The organism is Paenibacillus hodogayensis, from assembly GCF_039536325.1.
GTDB lineage: Bacteria > Bacillota > Bacilli > Paenibacillales > NBRC-103111 > Paenibacillus_AB > Paenibacillus_AB hodogayensis.
Genome location: NZ_BAAAYO010000001.1, coordinates 805,667 through 823,199 on the forward strand (window position 1 = coordinate 805,667; position 17,533 = coordinate 823,199).

At 54.7% G+C, this 17,533-nt stretch carries 18 protein-coding genes; 7 read left to right on the forward strand and 11 right to left on the reverse strand.

Annotated features, from left to right (window positions below):
* Positions 1-18: 18 nt before the first annotated feature.
* From ABD796_RS03195 to ABD796_RS03205, 3 genes are all read right to left on the reverse strand, one after another.
* A complete protein-coding gene (locus tag ABD796_RS03195) occupies positions 19-1,866 on the reverse strand; it encodes a CHASE2 domain-containing protein (protein ID WP_344904190.1) in 1,848 nt (615 codons plus the stop codon).
* Positions 1,867-2,038: 172 nt separating this feature from the next.
* Positions 2,039-2,272 (reverse strand): ferredoxin, encoded by a 234-nt coding sequence (locus tag ABD796_RS03200; protein ID WP_344902714.1) that lies wholly within the window; start codon positions 2,270-2,272, stop codon positions 2,039-2,041.
* Between the two features lie 180 nt (positions 2,273-2,452).
* Positions 2,453-3,751 (reverse strand): DNA polymerase IV, encoded by a 1,299-nt coding sequence (locus ABD796_RS03205; protein WP_344902716.1) that lies wholly within the window; start codon positions 3,749-3,751, stop codon positions 2,453-2,455.
* A 139-nt stretch (positions 3,752-3,890) separates the two neighbouring features.
* Here ABD796_RS03205 and cimA point away from each other — a divergent pair, with 139 nt between their 5' ends.
* On the forward strand, positions 3,891-5,507 hold the full coding sequence (gene cimA / locus ABD796_RS03210; protein WP_344902719.1) for a citramalate synthase: 1,617 nt from the start codon (positions 3,891-3,893) through the stop codon (positions 5,505-5,507).
* A 98-nt stretch (positions 5,508-5,605) separates the two neighbouring features.
* Here the strand turns inward: cimA and ABD796_RS03215 are convergent, their stop codons facing one another.
* A complete protein-coding gene (locus ABD796_RS03215) occupies positions 5,606-6,142 on the reverse strand; it encodes a TlpA disulfide reductase family protein (RefSeq protein WP_344902722.1) in 537 nt (178 codons plus the stop codon).
* A gap of 202 nt (positions 6,143-6,344) precedes the next feature.
* Between ABD796_RS03215 and ABD796_RS03220 the strand changes: the two genes are divergently transcribed.
* On the forward strand, positions 6,345-7,652 hold the full coding sequence (locus ABD796_RS03220) for an MFS transporter (RefSeq protein ID WP_344902725.1): 1,308 nt from the start codon (positions 6,345-6,347) through the stop codon (positions 7,650-7,652).
* A gap of 81 nt (positions 7,653-7,733) precedes the next feature.
* Here the strand turns inward: ABD796_RS03220 and ABD796_RS03225 are convergent, their stop codons facing one another.
* From ABD796_RS03225 to ABD796_RS03235, 3 genes are read right to left on the reverse strand one after another with little or no spacing between them, the layout of a single operon-like run.
* The gene (locus ABD796_RS03225) at positions 7,734-8,453 is read right to left on the reverse strand and encodes an exonuclease domain-containing protein (RefSeq protein ID WP_344902728.1); all 720 of its coding nucleotides are present in this window, start codon (positions 8,451-8,453) and stop codon (positions 7,734-7,736) included.
* Positions 8,450-9,547, reverse strand: a complete 1,098-nt coding sequence (locus ABD796_RS03230; protein WP_344902731.1) for a DUF294 nucleotidyltransferase-like domain-containing protein — start codon at positions 9,545-9,547, stop codon at positions 8,450-8,452. The genes ABD796_RS03225 and ABD796_RS03230 overlap by 4 nt, the downstream gene beginning before the upstream one ends.
* A 37-nt stretch (positions 9,548-9,584) precedes the next feature.
* On the reverse strand, positions 9,585-10,976 hold the full coding sequence (locus tag ABD796_RS03235) for an ammonium transporter (protein ID WP_344902734.1): 1,392 nt from the start codon (positions 10,974-10,976) through the stop codon (positions 9,585-9,587).
* 675 nt (positions 10,977-11,651) lie between these two features.
* Here ABD796_RS03235 and ABD796_RS03240 point away from each other — a divergent pair.
* Complete coding sequence (locus ABD796_RS03240) at positions 11,652-12,083, forward strand: MerR family transcriptional regulator (protein ID WP_344902737.1); 432 nt, start codon at positions 11,652-11,654, stop codon at positions 12,081-12,083.
* A gap of 18 nt (positions 12,084-12,101) precedes the next feature.
* Positions 12,102-12,785: a zinc metallopeptidase gene (locus ABD796_RS03245; protein ID WP_344902741.1), complete on the forward strand. Its 684-nt coding sequence runs from the start codon at positions 12,102-12,104 to the stop codon at positions 12,783-12,785.
* 98 nt (positions 12,786-12,883) lie between these two features.
* On the opposite strand, the gene gltC is transcribed toward ABD796_RS03245, so the two are convergent.
* Together gltC and ABD796_RS03255 are read right to left on the reverse strand one after the other, a co-directional pair.
* Positions 12,884-13,774, reverse strand: a complete 891-nt coding sequence (gene gltC / locus ABD796_RS03250; RefSeq protein WP_344902744.1) for a glutamate biosynthesis transcriptional regulator GltC — start codon at positions 13,772-13,774, stop codon at positions 12,884-12,886.
* A 26-nt stretch (positions 13,775-13,800) separates the two neighbouring features.
* On the reverse strand, positions 13,801-14,409 hold the full coding sequence (locus ABD796_RS03255; protein WP_344902747.1) for a rhomboid family intramembrane serine protease: 609 nt from the start codon (positions 14,407-14,409) through the stop codon (positions 13,801-13,803).
* A 154-nt stretch (positions 14,410-14,563) separates the two neighbouring features.
* Here ABD796_RS03255 and ABD796_RS03260 point away from each other — a divergent pair, with 154 nt between their 5' ends.
* From ABD796_RS03260 to tpx, 3 genes are all read left to right on the forward strand, one after another.
* A complete protein-coding gene (locus ABD796_RS03260) occupies positions 14,564-14,782 on the forward strand; it encodes a YozQ family protein (protein ID WP_344902750.1) in 219 nt (72 codons plus the stop codon).
* Positions 14,783-14,870: 88 nt separating this feature from the next.
* Positions 14,871-15,284, forward strand: a complete 414-nt coding sequence (locus ABD796_RS03265; RefSeq protein WP_344902753.1) for a WGxxGxxG family protein — start codon at positions 14,871-14,873, stop codon at positions 15,282-15,284.
* Between the two features lie 146 nt (positions 15,285-15,430).
* Entirely contained in the window at positions 15,431-15,928 is a 498-nt protein-coding gene (gene tpx / locus ABD796_RS03270) for a thiol peroxidase (RefSeq protein WP_344902756.1), read from the forward strand.
* A gap of 77 nt (positions 15,929-16,005) precedes the next feature.
* On the opposite strand, the gene ABD796_RS03275 is transcribed toward tpx, so the two are convergent.
* Together ABD796_RS03275 and pfkB are read right to left on the reverse strand one after the other, a co-directional pair.
* Positions 16,006-16,398, reverse strand: coding sequence for a DUF1499 domain-containing protein (locus ABD796_RS03275; RefSeq protein ID WP_344902759.1), 393 nt, complete (start codon positions 16,396-16,398; stop codon positions 16,006-16,008).
* A gap of 161 nt (positions 16,399-16,559) precedes the next feature.
* Complete coding sequence (gene pfkB, locus ABD796_RS03280; RefSeq protein WP_344902762.1) at positions 16,560-17,498, reverse strand: 1-phosphofructokinase; 939 nt, start codon at positions 17,496-17,498, stop codon at positions 16,560-16,562.
* Positions 17,499-17,533 lie beyond the last annotated feature (35 nt).

A 17,533-nucleotide genomic window follows, 5' to 3' on the forward strand; every position in this document is an offset into this window, starting at 1 on the left:
TAATTTATTTATCCTTTGTCAGACCGATTTCTCGGCGTGCACCTGGTAAATCGTAACCGGCAATTCCTTCCCTTTTACTTTTATGTCGCCCATCCCTTCGATGTCGAACAGATGGCTTACCCGTTCGTACACGTTGTCGCTGATTAAAATTTGCCCGGGCTTTGCATTCGACTCCAGACGGGCCGTCAGGTTGACCGTATCCCCGATCGCCGTGTAATCGAGCCGCAGCTCCTCCGACCCTATATTGCCTACGATCGCTGGACCGCAGTTAATGCCGATGCCGAAGCGGACGGTGAAGCCGAGCTTTTCCATCAGCCTTTCCTCCAGCATCGCGGTCTGCTTTTTCATCTCGAGCGCGGCGCGTACCGCCATCTCGGCATGATTGTCGTAGCGTACCGGCGCGCCGAAGATCGCCATGACGCCGTCGCCCATAAATTTGTCCAGCGTACCGTTGAACTTGAAAATCGCTTTCGTGCATACGTCCAAATATTCGTTCAGAAACTGGATGACCTGCTCGGGCTCAAGCTTCTCCGACAGCGTCGTAAAGCCGCGGATATCGACGAATATTAAGGAAATGTCCATCCGTTCGCCGCCCAGCTTCACTTCTTTGCCAGAGGCAAGCATCTGGTCGACGACCGCTTTGGGCACGAACCTGCCGAAGATACCGGTCACCCGGCTGCGTTCGCGACGTTCCGCCAAGTAATGACTGATGATCGAGCTTATGTATAACAAAATAAGGGCCAGCAGCGGATAAAAAATCGGCAGATATAGATGAAGCGCTTCGTTCGCCGCAATAAAAACGACGATATAGAGAACCATCAGACCGATAAACCAGAACAGGGACGTCCGACCTTTGAACCGTTCGAACAAAAAACCGCCCAGCAAGACGATCAGAGCCAAAATAGCGATGCCTGCCGGCTTGCCAACCTCCGACCAGAACTTGTTCTCCAGTATCGATTGGACCATGTTGGCGTGAATTTCGACCCCGAACATTTTGATCGATTTGCTCATCGGCGTCATATATTCGTCCTGCAGTCCTGTCGTGAACGGTCCAATCAGCACGATGTCGTTCTCGAACATCCGGGCGTCGACCTTGTCGTTCAGCACGTCGCTGAAGGAAAACGAATCGTAGCCTGTTTTCAAATCCTTCTCTTGCCGAGGGGATGTGAAATATTGCGTAATGACCTGGTTTCGCCCGTTCACCGGGATGATCTCCGAGCCGCGGTACCACTTGCCCTCTTCGGCAGCCCAGCGAACCTTCTCCCGGTCGCCTAACGCAAAATTGGCCAGCTTGACGCTGAACGCCTCCACGACCGATCCGTTTTTCTCGGGCAAACCTACGATCAGCCTTCTTACCTTGTCGTCATTATCAGGAAAAACGTTAACGTGGGCGAGCTGCTTCTGAGGCGCGTTGACGGCTGAGGTCGGAACCTCAATCCGATCGTACTCAAGACTATCGTTCGCCTTCTGCTTGGCGGGGAAGTTGAAATTGACGGGGAGAACGACGTTGTCGTATTTGGCCATCACTTGCGCCAAAGCCCGATCCTGCTCGGGGTCCTTGCTCGGCTCGGGAAGCATGACGTCAAGCCCGATCGCTTTTGCCTTGCCCTGCTCCAGCTTCTCGATCAGCTTGGCATAGACGGTGCGATCCCACGGAAACTGGCCGATCGCCTCCAAGGACTTGGAATCGATCTTGATGATCTTGATCTTCGTGTCCGGCTCGCGTTGCATGACGCTTTTGGAACCGAGCGCATCGCGGAGCGGATTCTCGATGTAATGAAACGTCCCGCCCGTTCCGGTCGTATACGTGAACACGGCAACCAGGAATACGGCCAGCATGGCGATGACCGTCGTTTTCCAGTTCATTTTACTCAATCTTGATCCTCCTCTAGGAAATACGGTTGCCTCTACCTGAGTCTATTGTATGATGGGTGTCGGTTTATGGCAATGAAAGTTTAAGCACTTATGGCACATTTAACAATTCCGGGACCGCAAAAAAACCTTTTCCCGAGAGAAAAGGTTGGGTTTGGCATTTTTATTAGTTAAACGGAGCATCGGCGATCTTGATCGAATCGGTCGGACAACCGTCGGAGGCGTCTTGCAGATCGTCGTACAAATCTTCCGGAATTTCCGTTACGCCGGTATTGCCGTCGCCGTCGAAAATCACTTCCGCAAGACCTTCGTCGTCGTAGTCGTAAATATCAGGGGCAGTCGCGCCGCAAGCTCCGCAGGCGATGCATGTATCTTTATCTACCCATGTGTACTTTGCCATGAATAATTCCTCCTCGATTAATAACTCTATTGTCCACTATAATACAAAAACTTATAAAGTTCAAACCTTTTGCCGCCTGCCAGCGCGGGTTTTTCGCCTTTCGCAAGTGGGTAAACGCTATCCCTCCGACGAGGATCGGACTGGCTTTTTTTGACGCAAGCGGCCGGGTGCTGCCCCCGTTCACTCGTCAAGTCCCTTCTCCCGCAGATGGTCCATCTGCAAAGACGTCCCCCGCCGCTTATGGTCGCGAATCCAGGCCGAAGGGTCCGTCCCCAGCATACCTGCGGTCAGAATGGCGCTTTCCCCGTACTTGTCGCGAATACGGTCCATCGTGACGTTAAGCTGCTCCTTCTTCGGCTGCTGCTCGTATTCGAACAGATCGAGCTGAATGGCCGCCGTGTCCTTCGGCTGGAGGCTTTGCAGCGTAACGCCGAGCAGCCGCACCGGCCTGCTGTAGCCCCACTGTTCCGAGAACAGCTTGACGGCGATCCGGTGAATGTCGGCCGCATTATCCGTCGGAACGGGCAAGGTGAACGATCGCGTGATCGTCTTCATATCGGGGTCGCGGATCGTGATCTGTATGGTCCCGGAGACGAGCTTCTGCCTCCGCATCCGTCTCGCCACCTGATCGGACAAGTTGAGGAACACGCGGGAAATATCCGCCGCCTCGCTCAAATTGCGGGGCAGCGTCGTCGTATGGCCGATCGACTTGCTCTGCTCCCGCTCCGGATTGACCGGCGAATCGTCGATGCCGTTCGCGGCTCGCTTGAGCCAGGAGCCGTACACGCCGAAATGTTTGGTTAAGAACGCTTCGCCCGAGCCGGCCAGCTCGCCGATCGTAGCTATATTCAGCTTACGCAGACGGTCCGCCATCCGTGAGCCGATTCCGTACATATACGAACAAGGCTTGTCCCAGAGCAGCGCCTGCACGTCCCGCTTACGCAGCACCGATATGCCGTTCGGCTTCTTCATGTCCGAGGCCATCTTCGCCAACAGCTTGTTGGGCGCGACCCCGATCGAGCACGGCAAATGCAGCTCCTCGCGAATGCGGGTCTGAATCAATTCGGCGATTTCCAGCGGGTGGCCGAACTGCCGGGAGCCGGTTATATCGATGAAGCATTCGTCGATCGACATCGCTTCCACGAGCGGAGAGTAGTTGTAGGCGATCTGCATAAACCGCCGGGAAAATTGCCGGTACAGGTCGAAGTCGGGCTGCAGCACGATCAGCTCGGGACACAACTTGAGCGCCTCGCGAATATGCATGCCCGTCTTCACGCCCTTGGCTCTCGCCGCGTAGGAGGAGGTGACGATGATGCCTTTGCGCAGCTCGATGTTGCCTCCTACGGCAATCGCCTTGCCCTTGTAGGTCTCCGGCTCCACGGCCTCGTGTACGGAGCAGTAGAAGGCATTCATATCAATATGCAGAATGACCCTGCCGTTTTTGGGGTATAAATCGCCCCGTCCCGCTTGCTCCGACACCGCCCGCACCCCTGTCCCTCATTTGTATTCCAAGCATACGACTTTTAGGAAAACACTTCAACAACGGTTGGGAAAAATGCTATAATGAAAAGAATGCAGAGCGGCTTTATGCTTTATGACTGTGAAGGAGGACGTAGGAATGGCAACCCCGGTAATCATTTTCGATACGACTTTGCGGGACGGTACGCAAGGAGAAGGCATCAGTCTATCCGTCGAGGACAAATTGAAAATCGCCCAGAAGCTCGACCAGTTGGGCGTTCATTATATTGAAGGCGGATGGCCGGGCAGCAACGGCAAGGACATCGAATTTTTCCACCGGTCCAAGGAATTGAATTTGACCCATGCCAAAGTGACCGCTTTCGGAAGCACCCGGCGCAAAAACTCCAACGCGGAAACGGATCCGAACCTGAACCGGCTCGTCGAGTCCGGCGTTACGGTAGCGACCATCTTCGGCAAATCATGGGACTTCCATGTCCATACCGCAATCCAAACGACGCTTGAAGAAAATTTGAGCATGATTTACGATTCCGTAAAGTATTTGAAAAGCCGGGGCCTGGAAGTCATCTATGACGCCGAGCACTTCTTCGACGGCTACAAAAACAATAGAGAGTACGCGCTTTCGACGATTTTGAAGGCCGAGGAAGCCGGAGCCGACTGGGTCGTCCTATGCGATACGAACGGCGGCTCGCTGCCCGGGGAAGTATCCGAGATCGTCGCGGACGTATGCAGCAAGCTGCACACCCCCGTCGGCATTCACGCCCATAACGATTGCGAGCTCGGCGTTGCCAACAGTTTGGCGGCCGTACAGGCCGGAGCCCGTCAGGTGCAGGGTACGTTCAACGGGTTCGGCGAGCGGTGCGGCAACGCCAATCTTTGCTCGGTTATCCCAAACTTGCAGCTGAAGCTCGACTACAACTGCATTTCCGACGAGCAGCTGCAAAGCTTGACCAGCGTAGCCCGCTACGTAAGCGAGATCGCCAACGTCAGCATGCCGGTCAATCAGCCGTATGTCGGAGCCGCGGCGTTCGCGCACAAGGGCGGCATTCACGTCTCGGCCATTATGCGCCACGCGAAGACGTACGAGCATATCGTGCCGGAGCTGGTCGGCAACAAGCAGCGCGTTCTCGTCTCGGAGCTTGCGGGGCAAAGCAACCTGCTGGCAAAAGCGCAGGAGCTGAACCTCGATATGAGCATCGAAACGAACCAAACGAAGCATATTATCGAGAAGATCAAGGAACTGGAGCATCAGGGCTATTCGTTCGAGGGTGCCGACGCCTCCCTGGAGCTGCTGCTGCGCCGGGCGTTCGGCGATATCACCGATATGTTCTCCGTGGAATCGTTCAAGCTGATCGTCGGCAAAAACAGCGGCTCCTCCATATCCTCCGAAGCGATCGTCAAGCTGAAGGTGAATGGCGAGTCCGTCTACACGGCTGCGGAAGGCAACGGCCCGGTCAACGCTTTGGACAATGCGCTGCGCAAGGCGCTGCTGCCTTACTACCCGGACATTCAGGAAATGCATTTGTCCGACTACAAAGTGCGTGTCATCAACGAAAAGGACGCAACGGCGGCCAAAGTCCGCGTGTTGATCGAGTCCACCAACTACGACAACACATGGAGCACGGTCGGCGTCTCGGAAAACGTTATCGAAGCGAGCTGGGAAGCGCTGGTGGACAGTATCCGTTACGCGCTGATCGGCAAGACGCGCGTCGAGCTGCCGGACAGCCAGACGGAACGGATCGGCTTGGTCAACCACTGAATTAACTTGTTCGAAACGGCAATCATGGTAGACGATAAAGAGGACGTTCCAGCTTTCTTGCCGGATCGTCCTCTTCTCTTTTATTCATTTCGTTCCCATTACGACTCGATCAGCTGCTTGATCCGCTTCTCCAGCTCATCGGGATGGAGAATGCTGAAGCCTTCCTTGATCACTCCGTTTTTGTCCACCAGATACGTCATCGGAATGCCGCTGACGCGGTAAAGCTCGCCGACCCGTCCTTCGGAATCGAGCAATATCGGGAATTTGAAATCGAAATGCTTGACGAACGACTTGATGTTGTCCATTCGGTCGCTCGACGTCATATTGACGGCATAAAAATCGATCCGGTCTTGGTAGACGTCGTACAGCTTCTTCAGATCAGGGGCTTCCAATTCGCAAGGTCCGCACCAAGACGCCCAGAAATTAACGAGCAGGGGCTTCTCGCGAGTCCCTCCGACTTCGTATACATTGCCGTCCAGCGCCGTCAGCTTAAACCCAGGGGCCATATAATTCGGCTTTGGGGCCGCTTCCTTATGGCTCGATGCCTGGCGGTCCTTTGCGGTAAAGTTTTGATAAATGGCAAAACCGGCCAGTACGACGATGGCCAGTACAACGAGCAAATTCCGTTTCTTCATCGCAGGTCCCTCACTTTAATGTCGCAGTCATGGCTGTTCGCTTCCTTTCTATATTATCGCCTTTTTGCCCCGATTTCCATTCTTTCCGCGAAAACATTTCCTGACGGTAAACCGAGAAGCATATTTGGAAATTCTCCGATCGTATGGCCCGGCCCGCCGACGGTCATATTAACGGTACGACACCTGTCCAGGGAGACCCGTAATGGAAAACACAAAATCGCGCAAACTGCCGATATCGTTTCAAAGCGATATGGAAGACGCCGAACCTCAAGTCGGGGCCGACGGCGGCAAAGAAAGCAATCGGCCGGAATCCGGCTCGAAAGGCCGCACTCTCGAATTTCTCGCTATCGCTACCGTTCCGATGGTGCTCGTGCTCGGCAATTCGATGCTTGTGCCGATTTTGCCTGACATGCAGCAGCAGCTTGGCATCACCCAATTTCAAAGCAGCCTCGTCATCACGTTGTTTTCGCTCGCGGCCGGCTTGTTCATTCCGGTAATCGGCTATTTGTCCGACCGGTTCGGGCGCAAAAAAATTATGATTCCTTCTCTAATCGTATACGGAGCTGCCGGTATATTAGCCGGCTTCGGCGCGGTATGGAAATCGTATTCCCTCATTATCGCCGCCCGCGCTATTCAAGGGTTGGCCGCTGCAGGCACGGCCCCGATTGCGATGGCCCTAGTCGGAGATATGTACAAGGGCGGTACGGAAAGCAAAGCGCTGGGTCTGACCGAAGCATCCAATGGGGCGGGCAAGGTGGTCAGCCCGATTCTCGGCTCTCTACTAGCGTTAATCGTCTGGTACGCCGCTTTCTTCGCGTTCCCGCTTTTCTGCGCCTTGTCGCTCGTCGCCGTCATTTGGCTGATCAAGGAGCCCAAGCAGGAGAAGCAGCCGCCGAAGCTGAAGCCGTATATACACGGTGTCCTCGATACGCTGAAAAAGAAAGGGCGGTGGCTCATTACGTCCTTTTTCGCAGGATCGCTTGGCTTGTTTATTTTGTTCGGCGTGCTGTTTTACTTGTCGAATGTGCTGGAGAAGGAGCCTTACCTGATCGACGGGGTGATGAAAGGGTTCGTGCTGGCGATCCCGCTGCTCGGCATGGTGACGACGTCCTACGTGACGGGCAGCGTCATCAAGAAAAACGGCATTCTGATGCGCTGGCTGATGAATATCGGTCTTATCCTGATGACCGTCTCACTCGCCGCAGCCATCTTTTTCTTCCGCAATCTATATGTCTTCATCAGCCTGCTGACGATCAGCAGTATCGGAACCGGCCTGCTGCTGCCGTGTCTGAACACGATGATCACCGGTTCGGTAACCAAGGAGGAGCGCGGGATGATCACCTCGCTCTACAGCAGCCTGCGGTTTCTCGGCGTAGCCGCCGGTCCGCCTCTGTTCGGCTGGCTGATGGACATCTCCGACCAAACCGTATTTATTACCGTATCCTCGCTATCGCTGATTGCGCTCGGCCTGGTCTTCTTCATGATCAAGCCGGACCGGCAGGTGAATTGACGGCATACAACGAAACGAAACCTCCATCCCGCCTGGCGATGGAGGTTTCTTTCTATTCGGATCTGCTCTGTTCAAAGGATTTTATCGGCTCAAAAAATCGTATAGATCGCCCAGCGTGTTCACCTCTCGGGACATGGCCTCGGCAAGCAAGCATTTCCACAGCTGAGCCGTCATTCCGGCATCGCCCAAGGCGTGATGGCGGCCGTTGACCTCGATGCCGTAATCGTTCAGCAGCGTATCCAGATCGTAGCTGCCTCGCTTCGGCTCCAGACGCTGAGCCAAAATCAGGCAGTCGATGAACCGGTGGGACAAGTTGACCTTCGAGGTTTTCCATAATGCAGAGTTGAGAAAATGCTTGTCGTGGCCGCTGCCGTGCACGACGAGCACCCGATGATTGACGAACTCCAAAAACTCCTTCAGCACAACAATCAGCTCTGGCGCCCGCTCGGCTTCTTCATTATAGATGCCGGTAAGCCGTACGACGTCATCAGGGATTTTCTTCTCCGGCCGGACCAGACTGTAGTACGATTCGTGAGCGAGCATCGCATCGCCGGCCATGCCGACCGCCCCGATGGAAATAATCTCGTCACCGCTATAAGGCGAGAAGCCGGTCGTTTCTAAATCGAAGACGACCGTCTCCAGCTTTTGCAGCGGGATGTCGTACATGCTGTTCTTGCGCTGCTCCTTCATGACGGAACGGATGAACGCCATCTGCTGGGCGCTCTGTGGATCGAACATCGAAGCGACGGCCGGGGTGATGCCTCCCAGTTTATATAAGCGCCACAGATTGGACATTCTCATGCTGAACCGCCCCGCTTCCTCGGTACCCGTTCGACAATCCGTTCAACCGTTTTGCGAACTGTCTGCTGCAGCTCGATTCCCGTTCGCAAGCATTGCTTCAACCGCCGCTTGTTCGACTTCGACAAAGCTTCCGGGTCGAGCATGCCCCGGGTCGTATACAGATGGCCTTCTTTATCGTGTTGGGCAAGCGAGCGCAGCTCCAGCGCGACCGTGAACGCCTCCCGCCAGCGCCCGATCTCCGCCGACGGATAAGCGCCCTCCGCATCCAATCGGTTCAGACGCTCCAGCGTTGAAGTCTCCGTCAGCCCGGCGGCAAGCGTCAGAAGCCGGATGCCGTTGACGAGCGGAATATACGCCCCGTACTTGACATCGAACGCCCCAGCGTCCTCTCCGTATCGTTCCGTAATAATATTGCCTAGCACGCCGATCGTAATTTTATGGAACAACGTGTTTTGCAGCATATGTTCCAGCATCGCAGGCCGTTCGGCCAGCATGCTCCTAAAAGCGGATCGCAGCTCGCCGGCAAGCTCCGCACTGCCGTATAAGCAGCGCAAATCGGCAATCATGAGCAAATAGCGGACATTTTCCCACTCCGGATCGTCCAGCCACTGTTCCAACATGTTCGTCCAGCCGCTCAGCGGCTGTCGCCACAACGTATTCGTGCACAGCACATTGCCCGGACAGGGAGGATAGCCGGCCGACTGCAGCCAGCCATGCACCCGCTCGGACAGCATCCGAAAGTAAACGGACGCCTGCTCGGCGAGATGCTCGGGCGGTTGGGCATACACGAGCGCATTGTCCTGATCGCTCCATAACGTCTGCTCCATCCGTCCGGCGCTGCCGACGACAAGGAAGGCGTACGGAACCGGTGGAACGCCGAACCCTTCCAACCGCAGCGTCTGTTCGGCGAGCGCGATCGTACCCGCGATCAGCCGGTCGTGAGCCGCATTGACGCTCGTATTCCATACGATTACGTCGTCAAACAAGGAGGGCCGGAGCTCAAAATGCATCCGGTCCCTCAAACCGCGAAGCTGTTCCGTGCTCACGGCATTGTATATCGACACATCGAACCGTTCCATCCAAGAATGTTCCATGTCGCCCGATCCCTTTCCCGGGATTCGCCGCTCAGCGTTATACCACAATCGTTTCGTTGCCCGATTTTTTCATTTGCTCCGGATAACCGTACGTACCGTGTTCGCTGATGTCGAGTCCCATGATTTCTTCTTCCTCGGTGACACGCAGGCCCATCGTCTTTTTCATCACCCACAAGATTGCATAGGAGAGGGCGAAGACAAAGACGAACGATACCACAACGCCCATAGCCTGAACGCCCAATTGATGCAAGCCCCCACCGTAGAACAGCCCTTCTCTGCCTACGCCGACGATATCCACGAGGCGAGGCGAAGCGAAGAATCCGGTGGACAGCGAACCCCAAACGCCGGCAATACCGTGAACCGAGAAGGCGAATACCGGATCGTCGACACCGGCTTTTTCAAACCATTGGGCCGTGAAGAAGGTCAGCGTGCCCGCTACGAGTCCGATGACGACCGCCGCCCATGTCTCGACGAAAGCGCACGAAGCGGTGATGGCGACCAACGCGGCGAGGACGCCGTTCAGCATGCTCGGGATATCCGCCTTACCGAAGTAGAGCCACGATACGAGCAGCGCCGCTACTCCGCCTGCCGCAGCCGCCAGGTTCGTGTTCATCGCGATGAAGCCGAAAAATCCGTCGTTGACCGCAGTCAGCGTACTGCCGGGGTTGAAGCCGAACCAGCCGATCCACAATATGATAACGCCGAGTACGGAAAGCACCTGGTTGTGACCGGGAATGAGATTCGGCTTGCCATCTTTATTGTATTTACCGAGCCGCGGCTTCAGAAGCAGCGTTGCCGCCAGAGCGGCTGTAGCGCCTTGAAGGTGGACGACCGTAGAACCGGCAAAATCTTGTTTGCCGTGTTCGGCCAGCCAGCCTCCGCCCCAAATCCAGTGAGCTACGAACGGATAGATAACGATCGTAAACAGTACTCCGAATACAAAATATACGGAAAGTTTGGCCCGCTCGGCAAAACCGCCCCAAGCGATCGCCAGCGCTACGCCCACGAAGGCGAGCTGGAATAGGAATTTGATCGCACCCGGCACGATCGAGGCCGATAACGAGGCGAACGATTCCGCCGCCTGCTCCTCGGTACCGTTGAAGAAAAAGCCCCCGAAGCCGATCAGTTTGTTCAGGCTTCCGCCGTCACCGAATGCCAGGCCGAATCCGAACGCCCAGAACGCCAAACCGGCGATGCCGAACGTCAGAATCGTTTTTCCGGCTACGTGGCCGGCATTTTTCATCCGAGTCGAACCCGCTTCAAGCAGAGCGAAGCCCGCTTGCATGAAAATGACGAGAATCGCCGCCAGCATGACCCAGACGGAGTCGACCGCGAGATGCAGCTGTCCGGCGGACGGCTCATCGGCGGCAAACGCCATGGCCGGAAAAGCGAACAGCATCGTCAGACACAGAAACACGACCTTCTTCATTGCGAATACCACCTTTGTGTTAGTTTTTATTACATATTACGAATGCTTTAGTGCCATTATACGCGCGAGCTCAAAAAAAGACAACGGTTTTTTAAAAATAATGTGATATATCCAAACAATAGGTACAAATTCATAGGCGAATGTTCGCCTTTTTCGTAATAATGTTACATTACCTTTCTTCAATTCTAATGAAATATTTCGGGTTTCCGGATAAATATCTCAACCTGACACGAATATAGAGCGGTCTGACGTCAGAAGACGTCACATCACCTCAAGGACATTTCTTCATACAACCTTCACACTTCCCGCAAATTCCGGCGATGCTTTCCGAACGCTCGATATGCGCCGGAAACGGCCCGCAGCGTCAAAAGCGTGACGTTTGACTGTACGGTTTCCGATGGTTTATGATGAGGCTATAAGTTGAACAAATAACCGAGAAGCCCGTCTCATTCCGAAAAGGATTGCCTTGCCGCTCAGACATCTTGTTTTCAACTCCGGGATTGAAAAAGAGATTTAGCGGTATGGAGTTGAAAGCCAAAACTCGCTGCAAGACAAATCCCCTTCTCCATTTCACTCGGCATATCCCGGTAGTTATTTCGTTCAGCTTATATCGTACAAAGACGTATGAGGATTTCTCAAAACGGTCCATAATAGAGGTGAGCATCCATTGGGGTTATGAAACTATACCGGATCGGGGAATTGTCGCGGCTTTCCGAGGTCAGCTCGCGCACGATCGACTATTACACGAACCTGGGTCTTATCTTCCCGGAGAAACGGTCCAATACGAATTATCGGCTTTATTCCGATGAAACCTTGGCCCGGTTGAAACGTATAGAAACGATGAAGAAGGAAAAATACACATTAGATGAAATCAAGGCAAACCTGGATCAATGGAACAAAGTGAGCCAGGATGTAGAAGTGACGGAAAAATTGACATCCTTGCAGCTTCATTTGCGCCAGCTTGAACGCGAAGTGAAGGAACTTAGCCCACTGCTCGCCGAGATGAAGCCGAGACAAGCCAAGTATGCCTTCAATACGCTTGCCACCCAAAGCGCCGCCTGTATCGAAGCGTTGCTCCTTCTTCTTGGCAAAGGACCTTTTATGTAATCAGGGGAGGTATGCGCTATGTTTTTGTTTCACCCTATGGATTTTTTGATTCTCATCGCTTTCGCCGTATCCATTTGGGCGCAATTTCGGGTAAAAAGCACGTTCAACCACTGGACCCAAGTGGCCAACAGCAGCGGCATGACCGGCTACGATGCGGCTCGTCGGATGCTCGATAACAACGGATTGCACGATGTTCCGATCGAGGCTGTGCCGGGAACGCTATCCGACCATTACGACCCGGTTCATCGCGTCGTCCGCCTGTCGGAGCCGGTATACTTCGAACGGTCGATATCGGCCATTTCCGTCGCCTGTCACGAAGTCGGACATGCGATTCAACATCAGCAGCATTATCCGATGCTCGTGGCCCGCCACCGCATCTTCCCGCTGGTCAACTTCACGTCGGGCGTCGCCCCGCTGCTGCTGATCGCCGGATTTTTCTTCAACATGTCCGGCCTGCTGCTGCTCGGCATCCTATTTTTCTCGGCCGCAGTCGCCTTCCAGCTGATTACGCTGCCGGTGGAATTCAACGCCAGCAACCGTGCGCGCGAAGTGATGGTATCCGAAGGTTTCATAACGAACCAGGAGGAGCAGGGCGTGGCCAAGGTGCTGAATGCCGCCGCGCTGACCTATGTAGCCGCCGCCTTGATTTCGCTGCTCCAGCTGGTGAAGTACATTATGATCTTCAACAACCGCAGGGAATAAACGATAACGCTTCTAACGAGAAATAAAAAAGCTTCCGCCGCCCGGATGTCGATTCCGGTGCAGCGGAAGCTTTTTTTATGCGCGGGCTTGTCCTGCCGTTACCTCAGATGAAAATAGTCGAGCAAAAACTGCTGGAACATCTCCGCAACGATCGGCAGCTTCTGCCCGGACTTGCGGATAAAACCGATCGTCCGCGTGACGTGCGGCTCGGTTACTCTCACCTTGACCGGCATCAGCGGGCTAATCTCGACCAAGGCCATCTCCGGCAGCAGACTGACGCCCATGCCGGCGGCCACCAGACCGCGAATCGTATCCGTCTCTTCCCCCTCGAAGCCGATAATCGGCGAGAAGCCGGCCTTGCGGCAAGCCTCCCACACGATAGAGCGCAGCGAATAGTTTTCGCTGAACAACACGAACGATTCGTTCCGAAGCTGCTCCAGCCGGATTGACTGGTAGTCGGCCAGCACGTGATTGCTCGGTAAAATCGCGAACAGCTCCTCGGTCAGCACGATTTCGCCGACGACCTGATCGTTGTTTTCCGGAAACGGGGAAATAAATGCCATATCCACATCCCCCCGGACCACGTCGCGGATCAGGCTGGAGAACGTCCCCATCTTTAGCCTGAACTTGACGTTCGGGTGGTCTTTGCGGAATTCCGCGACCACCGACGGAATGAGACTGATTCCGAGACTGTGCGGGAAGCCGAGGCATATTTCGCCAAGCTCGGGGTCGAGAAACTCCTTGATCTCTCCGACAGCCTTCTCAAGACCCGTCAGCAGCTCCTCCACCCGATGCAGGAACAACTTGCCGACCGGCGTAAGCTGCAAATTGCGGCCCTTCTGCATAAACAGCTGCAGCCCGAGCTCCTCCTCAAGCTGATGAATTTGCCGGCTGACGGCGGATTGCGCCACATGCAGCTCCTCGGCGGCTTGCGTCACGTGCTGCTTACGGGCCACTTTAACGAAATATTGCAATTGTCTAAGCTCCAACGTTTTGTCCTCCAGGAAAGACTGCGTTACGTCCGCCTTCTGCGCAGCAGAGGCGCGAATAGCAGAAAGCCGCCGATAAAACCGCCGATATGCGCATAATAATTGACCTGCGGAATCAGGAACGAATAAATAAGCCCGACCACTACGACCGTAATGATCGTCGAGGAAGATTGCTTATCCAACGCTTTCTTGAAAAACAGGGCAATGAACAGATAAGCGGCAAAAATCCCGTAAATCGCTCCGGAAGCGCCGACAGAAACGACAGGTTCCGACTGTTTGTACAGCAGCACGGTCGCCAAATTGCCGATAAAGCCGCTGCCCAAATAAAACACGAGATACTTCCACTTGCCGAGCATTCTTTCCAGAGGCGGAGCGAATACGAATAAAGAAAAGCTGTTGAACAGCAGATGATCGAACCCGCTGTGCAAAAACATGGAGGCAAAATACCTCCAATATTCTCCGGACCACGGAAACTGGCTGACAAGCGCTCCGAACTTGACAAGCGTCTCCGTCCGCTCCGTACTTCCGTCGATTTCCATCCAGACGTACATGATCAGTTGAATGGCCAAAATCGCGGTCGTCACCGGGTACCACCGGATATATTGCTTGAAACTTTCATACCGCAAAAAAAGCATCGCTACCCTCCGCATCGATCTGTTCAGGAGTCGTTTCCGTTTCCACCATTATCATACAACAAGCCGCCTGTCTTAGCCAAATGCTTCTCCCGCTTTTTACCGGCATAGCGTCAAACGGAACGTGGGAACCTAGTCCCGAAAGGAGGGAAGCGCCTTGGCGGACGAAGCGAAACGAAGCCTGAACGAGCATGCCGCGGAAGTAGCAAGCCAGTCGTTCGACCCTTCCGATTATGGCAGCGAGTCCCCGGTATCCCAAGGACTTGCCGTCACGCATGAGCAAGCAAACGACGTTTATACGGCCGGAACATGCGGACATGCACCCAAGCTTGAGTCCGGAGAACTTTCCGAGCCCTCACAGACAAGCGATGTCTAGTCGTACAACATTAGGCAGACATACAAGCCGGCGGATTGCAGATCATAAGTTTGTACTTCATTACAAATCATGAACAGGAGTTGACGAGTTGAAAAAGACAGCAGCATCTCTCGCTTTGGCCGCAGCCTTGACGCTTACAGCCGTACCTGCCATGGCCATGGGCACAACGACGGACGGTACGGGCACCGGTACGAGTACGACGAACAGCACGACCGCTCCTTATTCGCAGACGACTCCTGGCGCTTATGGCGCGACGCATACGGATATGTCCAACAGCATGACCAACCCGATCGGCACGACGGATACGACGACAGCACCGACGGGCAACACCAGCGCAAAAAACTACAGCACGGACGGCAAGGCGCATAATTATTCGGTCAACAATTACCGCGCTTATGCAACAGACGCGACGAAGACAACGAACTGGAGCTGGCTTGGCCTTCTCGGCCTGATCGGTCTTGCCGGACTGTTCGGACGCGGACGCGAGCGTACAGACGGATAATTCGCCTCACACCGGCGCATCCTTTATTGATAAGGATGCGCCGCTCTTCGTCCGCCTGCCAAATCATTGGACAACCGTCGCACCGTTCCGATATAATGGGTAATGGTGATGGTAAAACTTTGCTCTGGCAGGAGGATGATGATTTCATGGCAACGTTTAAAGGCAATCCGATCAACCTGATCGGTACTGAAATCAAAGTAGGCGACAAAGCTCCAAATTTTACGGTCAATAAAAACTTGGTGACAGAAGCTACGCTTGCCGACTATGCCGGCAAAATCAAACTGATCAGCGTCGTTCCTTCGCTCGACACGGGCGTTTGCGACCAGCAAACCCGCCGGTTCAACGAAGAAGCCGCCAAGCTTGGCGACAACGTCGTCATCCTGACAATCAGCGTCGACCTTCCGTTCGCTCAAGCCCGCTGGTGCGGCGCAGCCGGCGTGGATAAAGTCGAGACCCTGTCCGACTACAAATCCAAATCGTTCGGCCAAGCATACGGCGTGCTGATCGAAGAGCTGCAATTGCTGATGCGCTCCATCTTCGTCATCGATGCCAACGACACCGTGCAATATGTGGAATATTTGGGCGAGATGACCGAGCATCCGAACTACGAAGCGGCTATCAACGCCGTCAAAGCACTCGCATAACTATATCCAGACATGCAAAAAACAGCGCCAGGAATTCCGGTTCCCGCCGCTGTTTTTTTCGTTTGCGGATTGCGCGTTTATTTGCCATCGGTTTTGTAGGAGCCGAGCTTGGCATCGATCATTTTAAACAATTCGAGAATCGTCCGGTAGTTGGCCCCCAAATCTCCCAGAGAGCCGCGAGAGGCGGAATAAATGTCGATAGCCGATTTCACCGGGTTGATGGAGAACAATGTTATCGTAATGTCTTGAGTCCGTCCCGTCATCGTTCGCTTCGTCACGACGATCTCGCCGACGTTTTTCACTTCGTGCAGAAGGGTGTATTTGGGCAGCTTTTTCAGAAGCGATATGACTTCTTCCCAAAGCTTATCCTTCGAAAGTTTGTAGTATCTCGTCTTCAGCGCCGGATCTCTGGCTTTGTCTCCCGTGACTTCGTGACTGCGGATCAGACCGACTAACATTCTCTTCAACAAAAGCGAATCCCCCCTGGTTTGGTACGTCGTTCTCGTTTCTCGCACTATACTCCATATTAACATGCTTTTCCCGCAAGAAAAAGAGATTTTCCATTCGGGTGCCCCGCCCCAGCGCGTTCTTCGCCGCCAAAAGAAAAAAACCGGTCGACGGGACCGGAATTTTATACAATCGTTTCCACCGCAACCTCGGCCAGCAAACGCTGCACGTCCTCTGTTCGCACGTCGCCCGCTTGGGGATTCAGTGCATTAGCCGTACCGCAAGCCGTCGCCAGGCACAGCGCCCGCAAGACCGGTTCTCCTGCCGCGAGCGCCGCAGCCATGCCGGCTACGAACGAATCGCCACTGCCGACGGGATTGACCGCTTCGATACGCGGAGCCCGTATGCGGTACAGCGTTCCCGCATAGCCAGCCAACGCCCCTTCCGCCCCCAGCGTGACCGCAACGCAGCCGACACCCTGCTCGAGCAACTGCAATACGCCGGCATACAGATCCGATTCCCGCTCCGGCTTACGCCCGATCAGCTTGCCCACTTCGTCTTCGTTTGGCTTGATCAGAAACGGCTTGGCTTTAACCCCTTCGACCAGTGCGTCTCCGCTCGTATCCAGCAGCACGGTTGCGCCGGCGGAACGCGCGATATGGATCAGCTCGGCGTACAGCGCAGCGGGAGCGCCCTTCGGCAGGCTGCCGGATAACGCCACAATGGACGAATCGGCCGCCAACTGGCGCACCTTTTCGCGGATCGCCTCGAGATGCTCTTCCCGCACGACAGGCCCCGGCTCCAGCAGCTCCGTCGACGTTCCCGCCGTCTTATCGATCATGTTCAAGCATAGCCGGGATTCCCCGTCGACCTTCACGAAATCGTTCGCCAATCCCGTCTTTGTCAGCTCTTTGACAATATAATCGCCGTTGCTGCCGCCGACAAAGCCGGTCGCCCGCACTTGGGAGCCCAATTGCCCGGCCACCCGCGCGACATTGATCCCTTTGCCTCCGGGGACGCTGATCATCTCGGCGACGCGCGATACTTTGCCGAGAGGAAACGCATCCATGACATACGTTTTATCGATCGCCGCATTTAATGTAACGGTAGTAATCCATGCCATATCGAAGCCGCTTCCTTTACGTTTCGTCTCTTGTG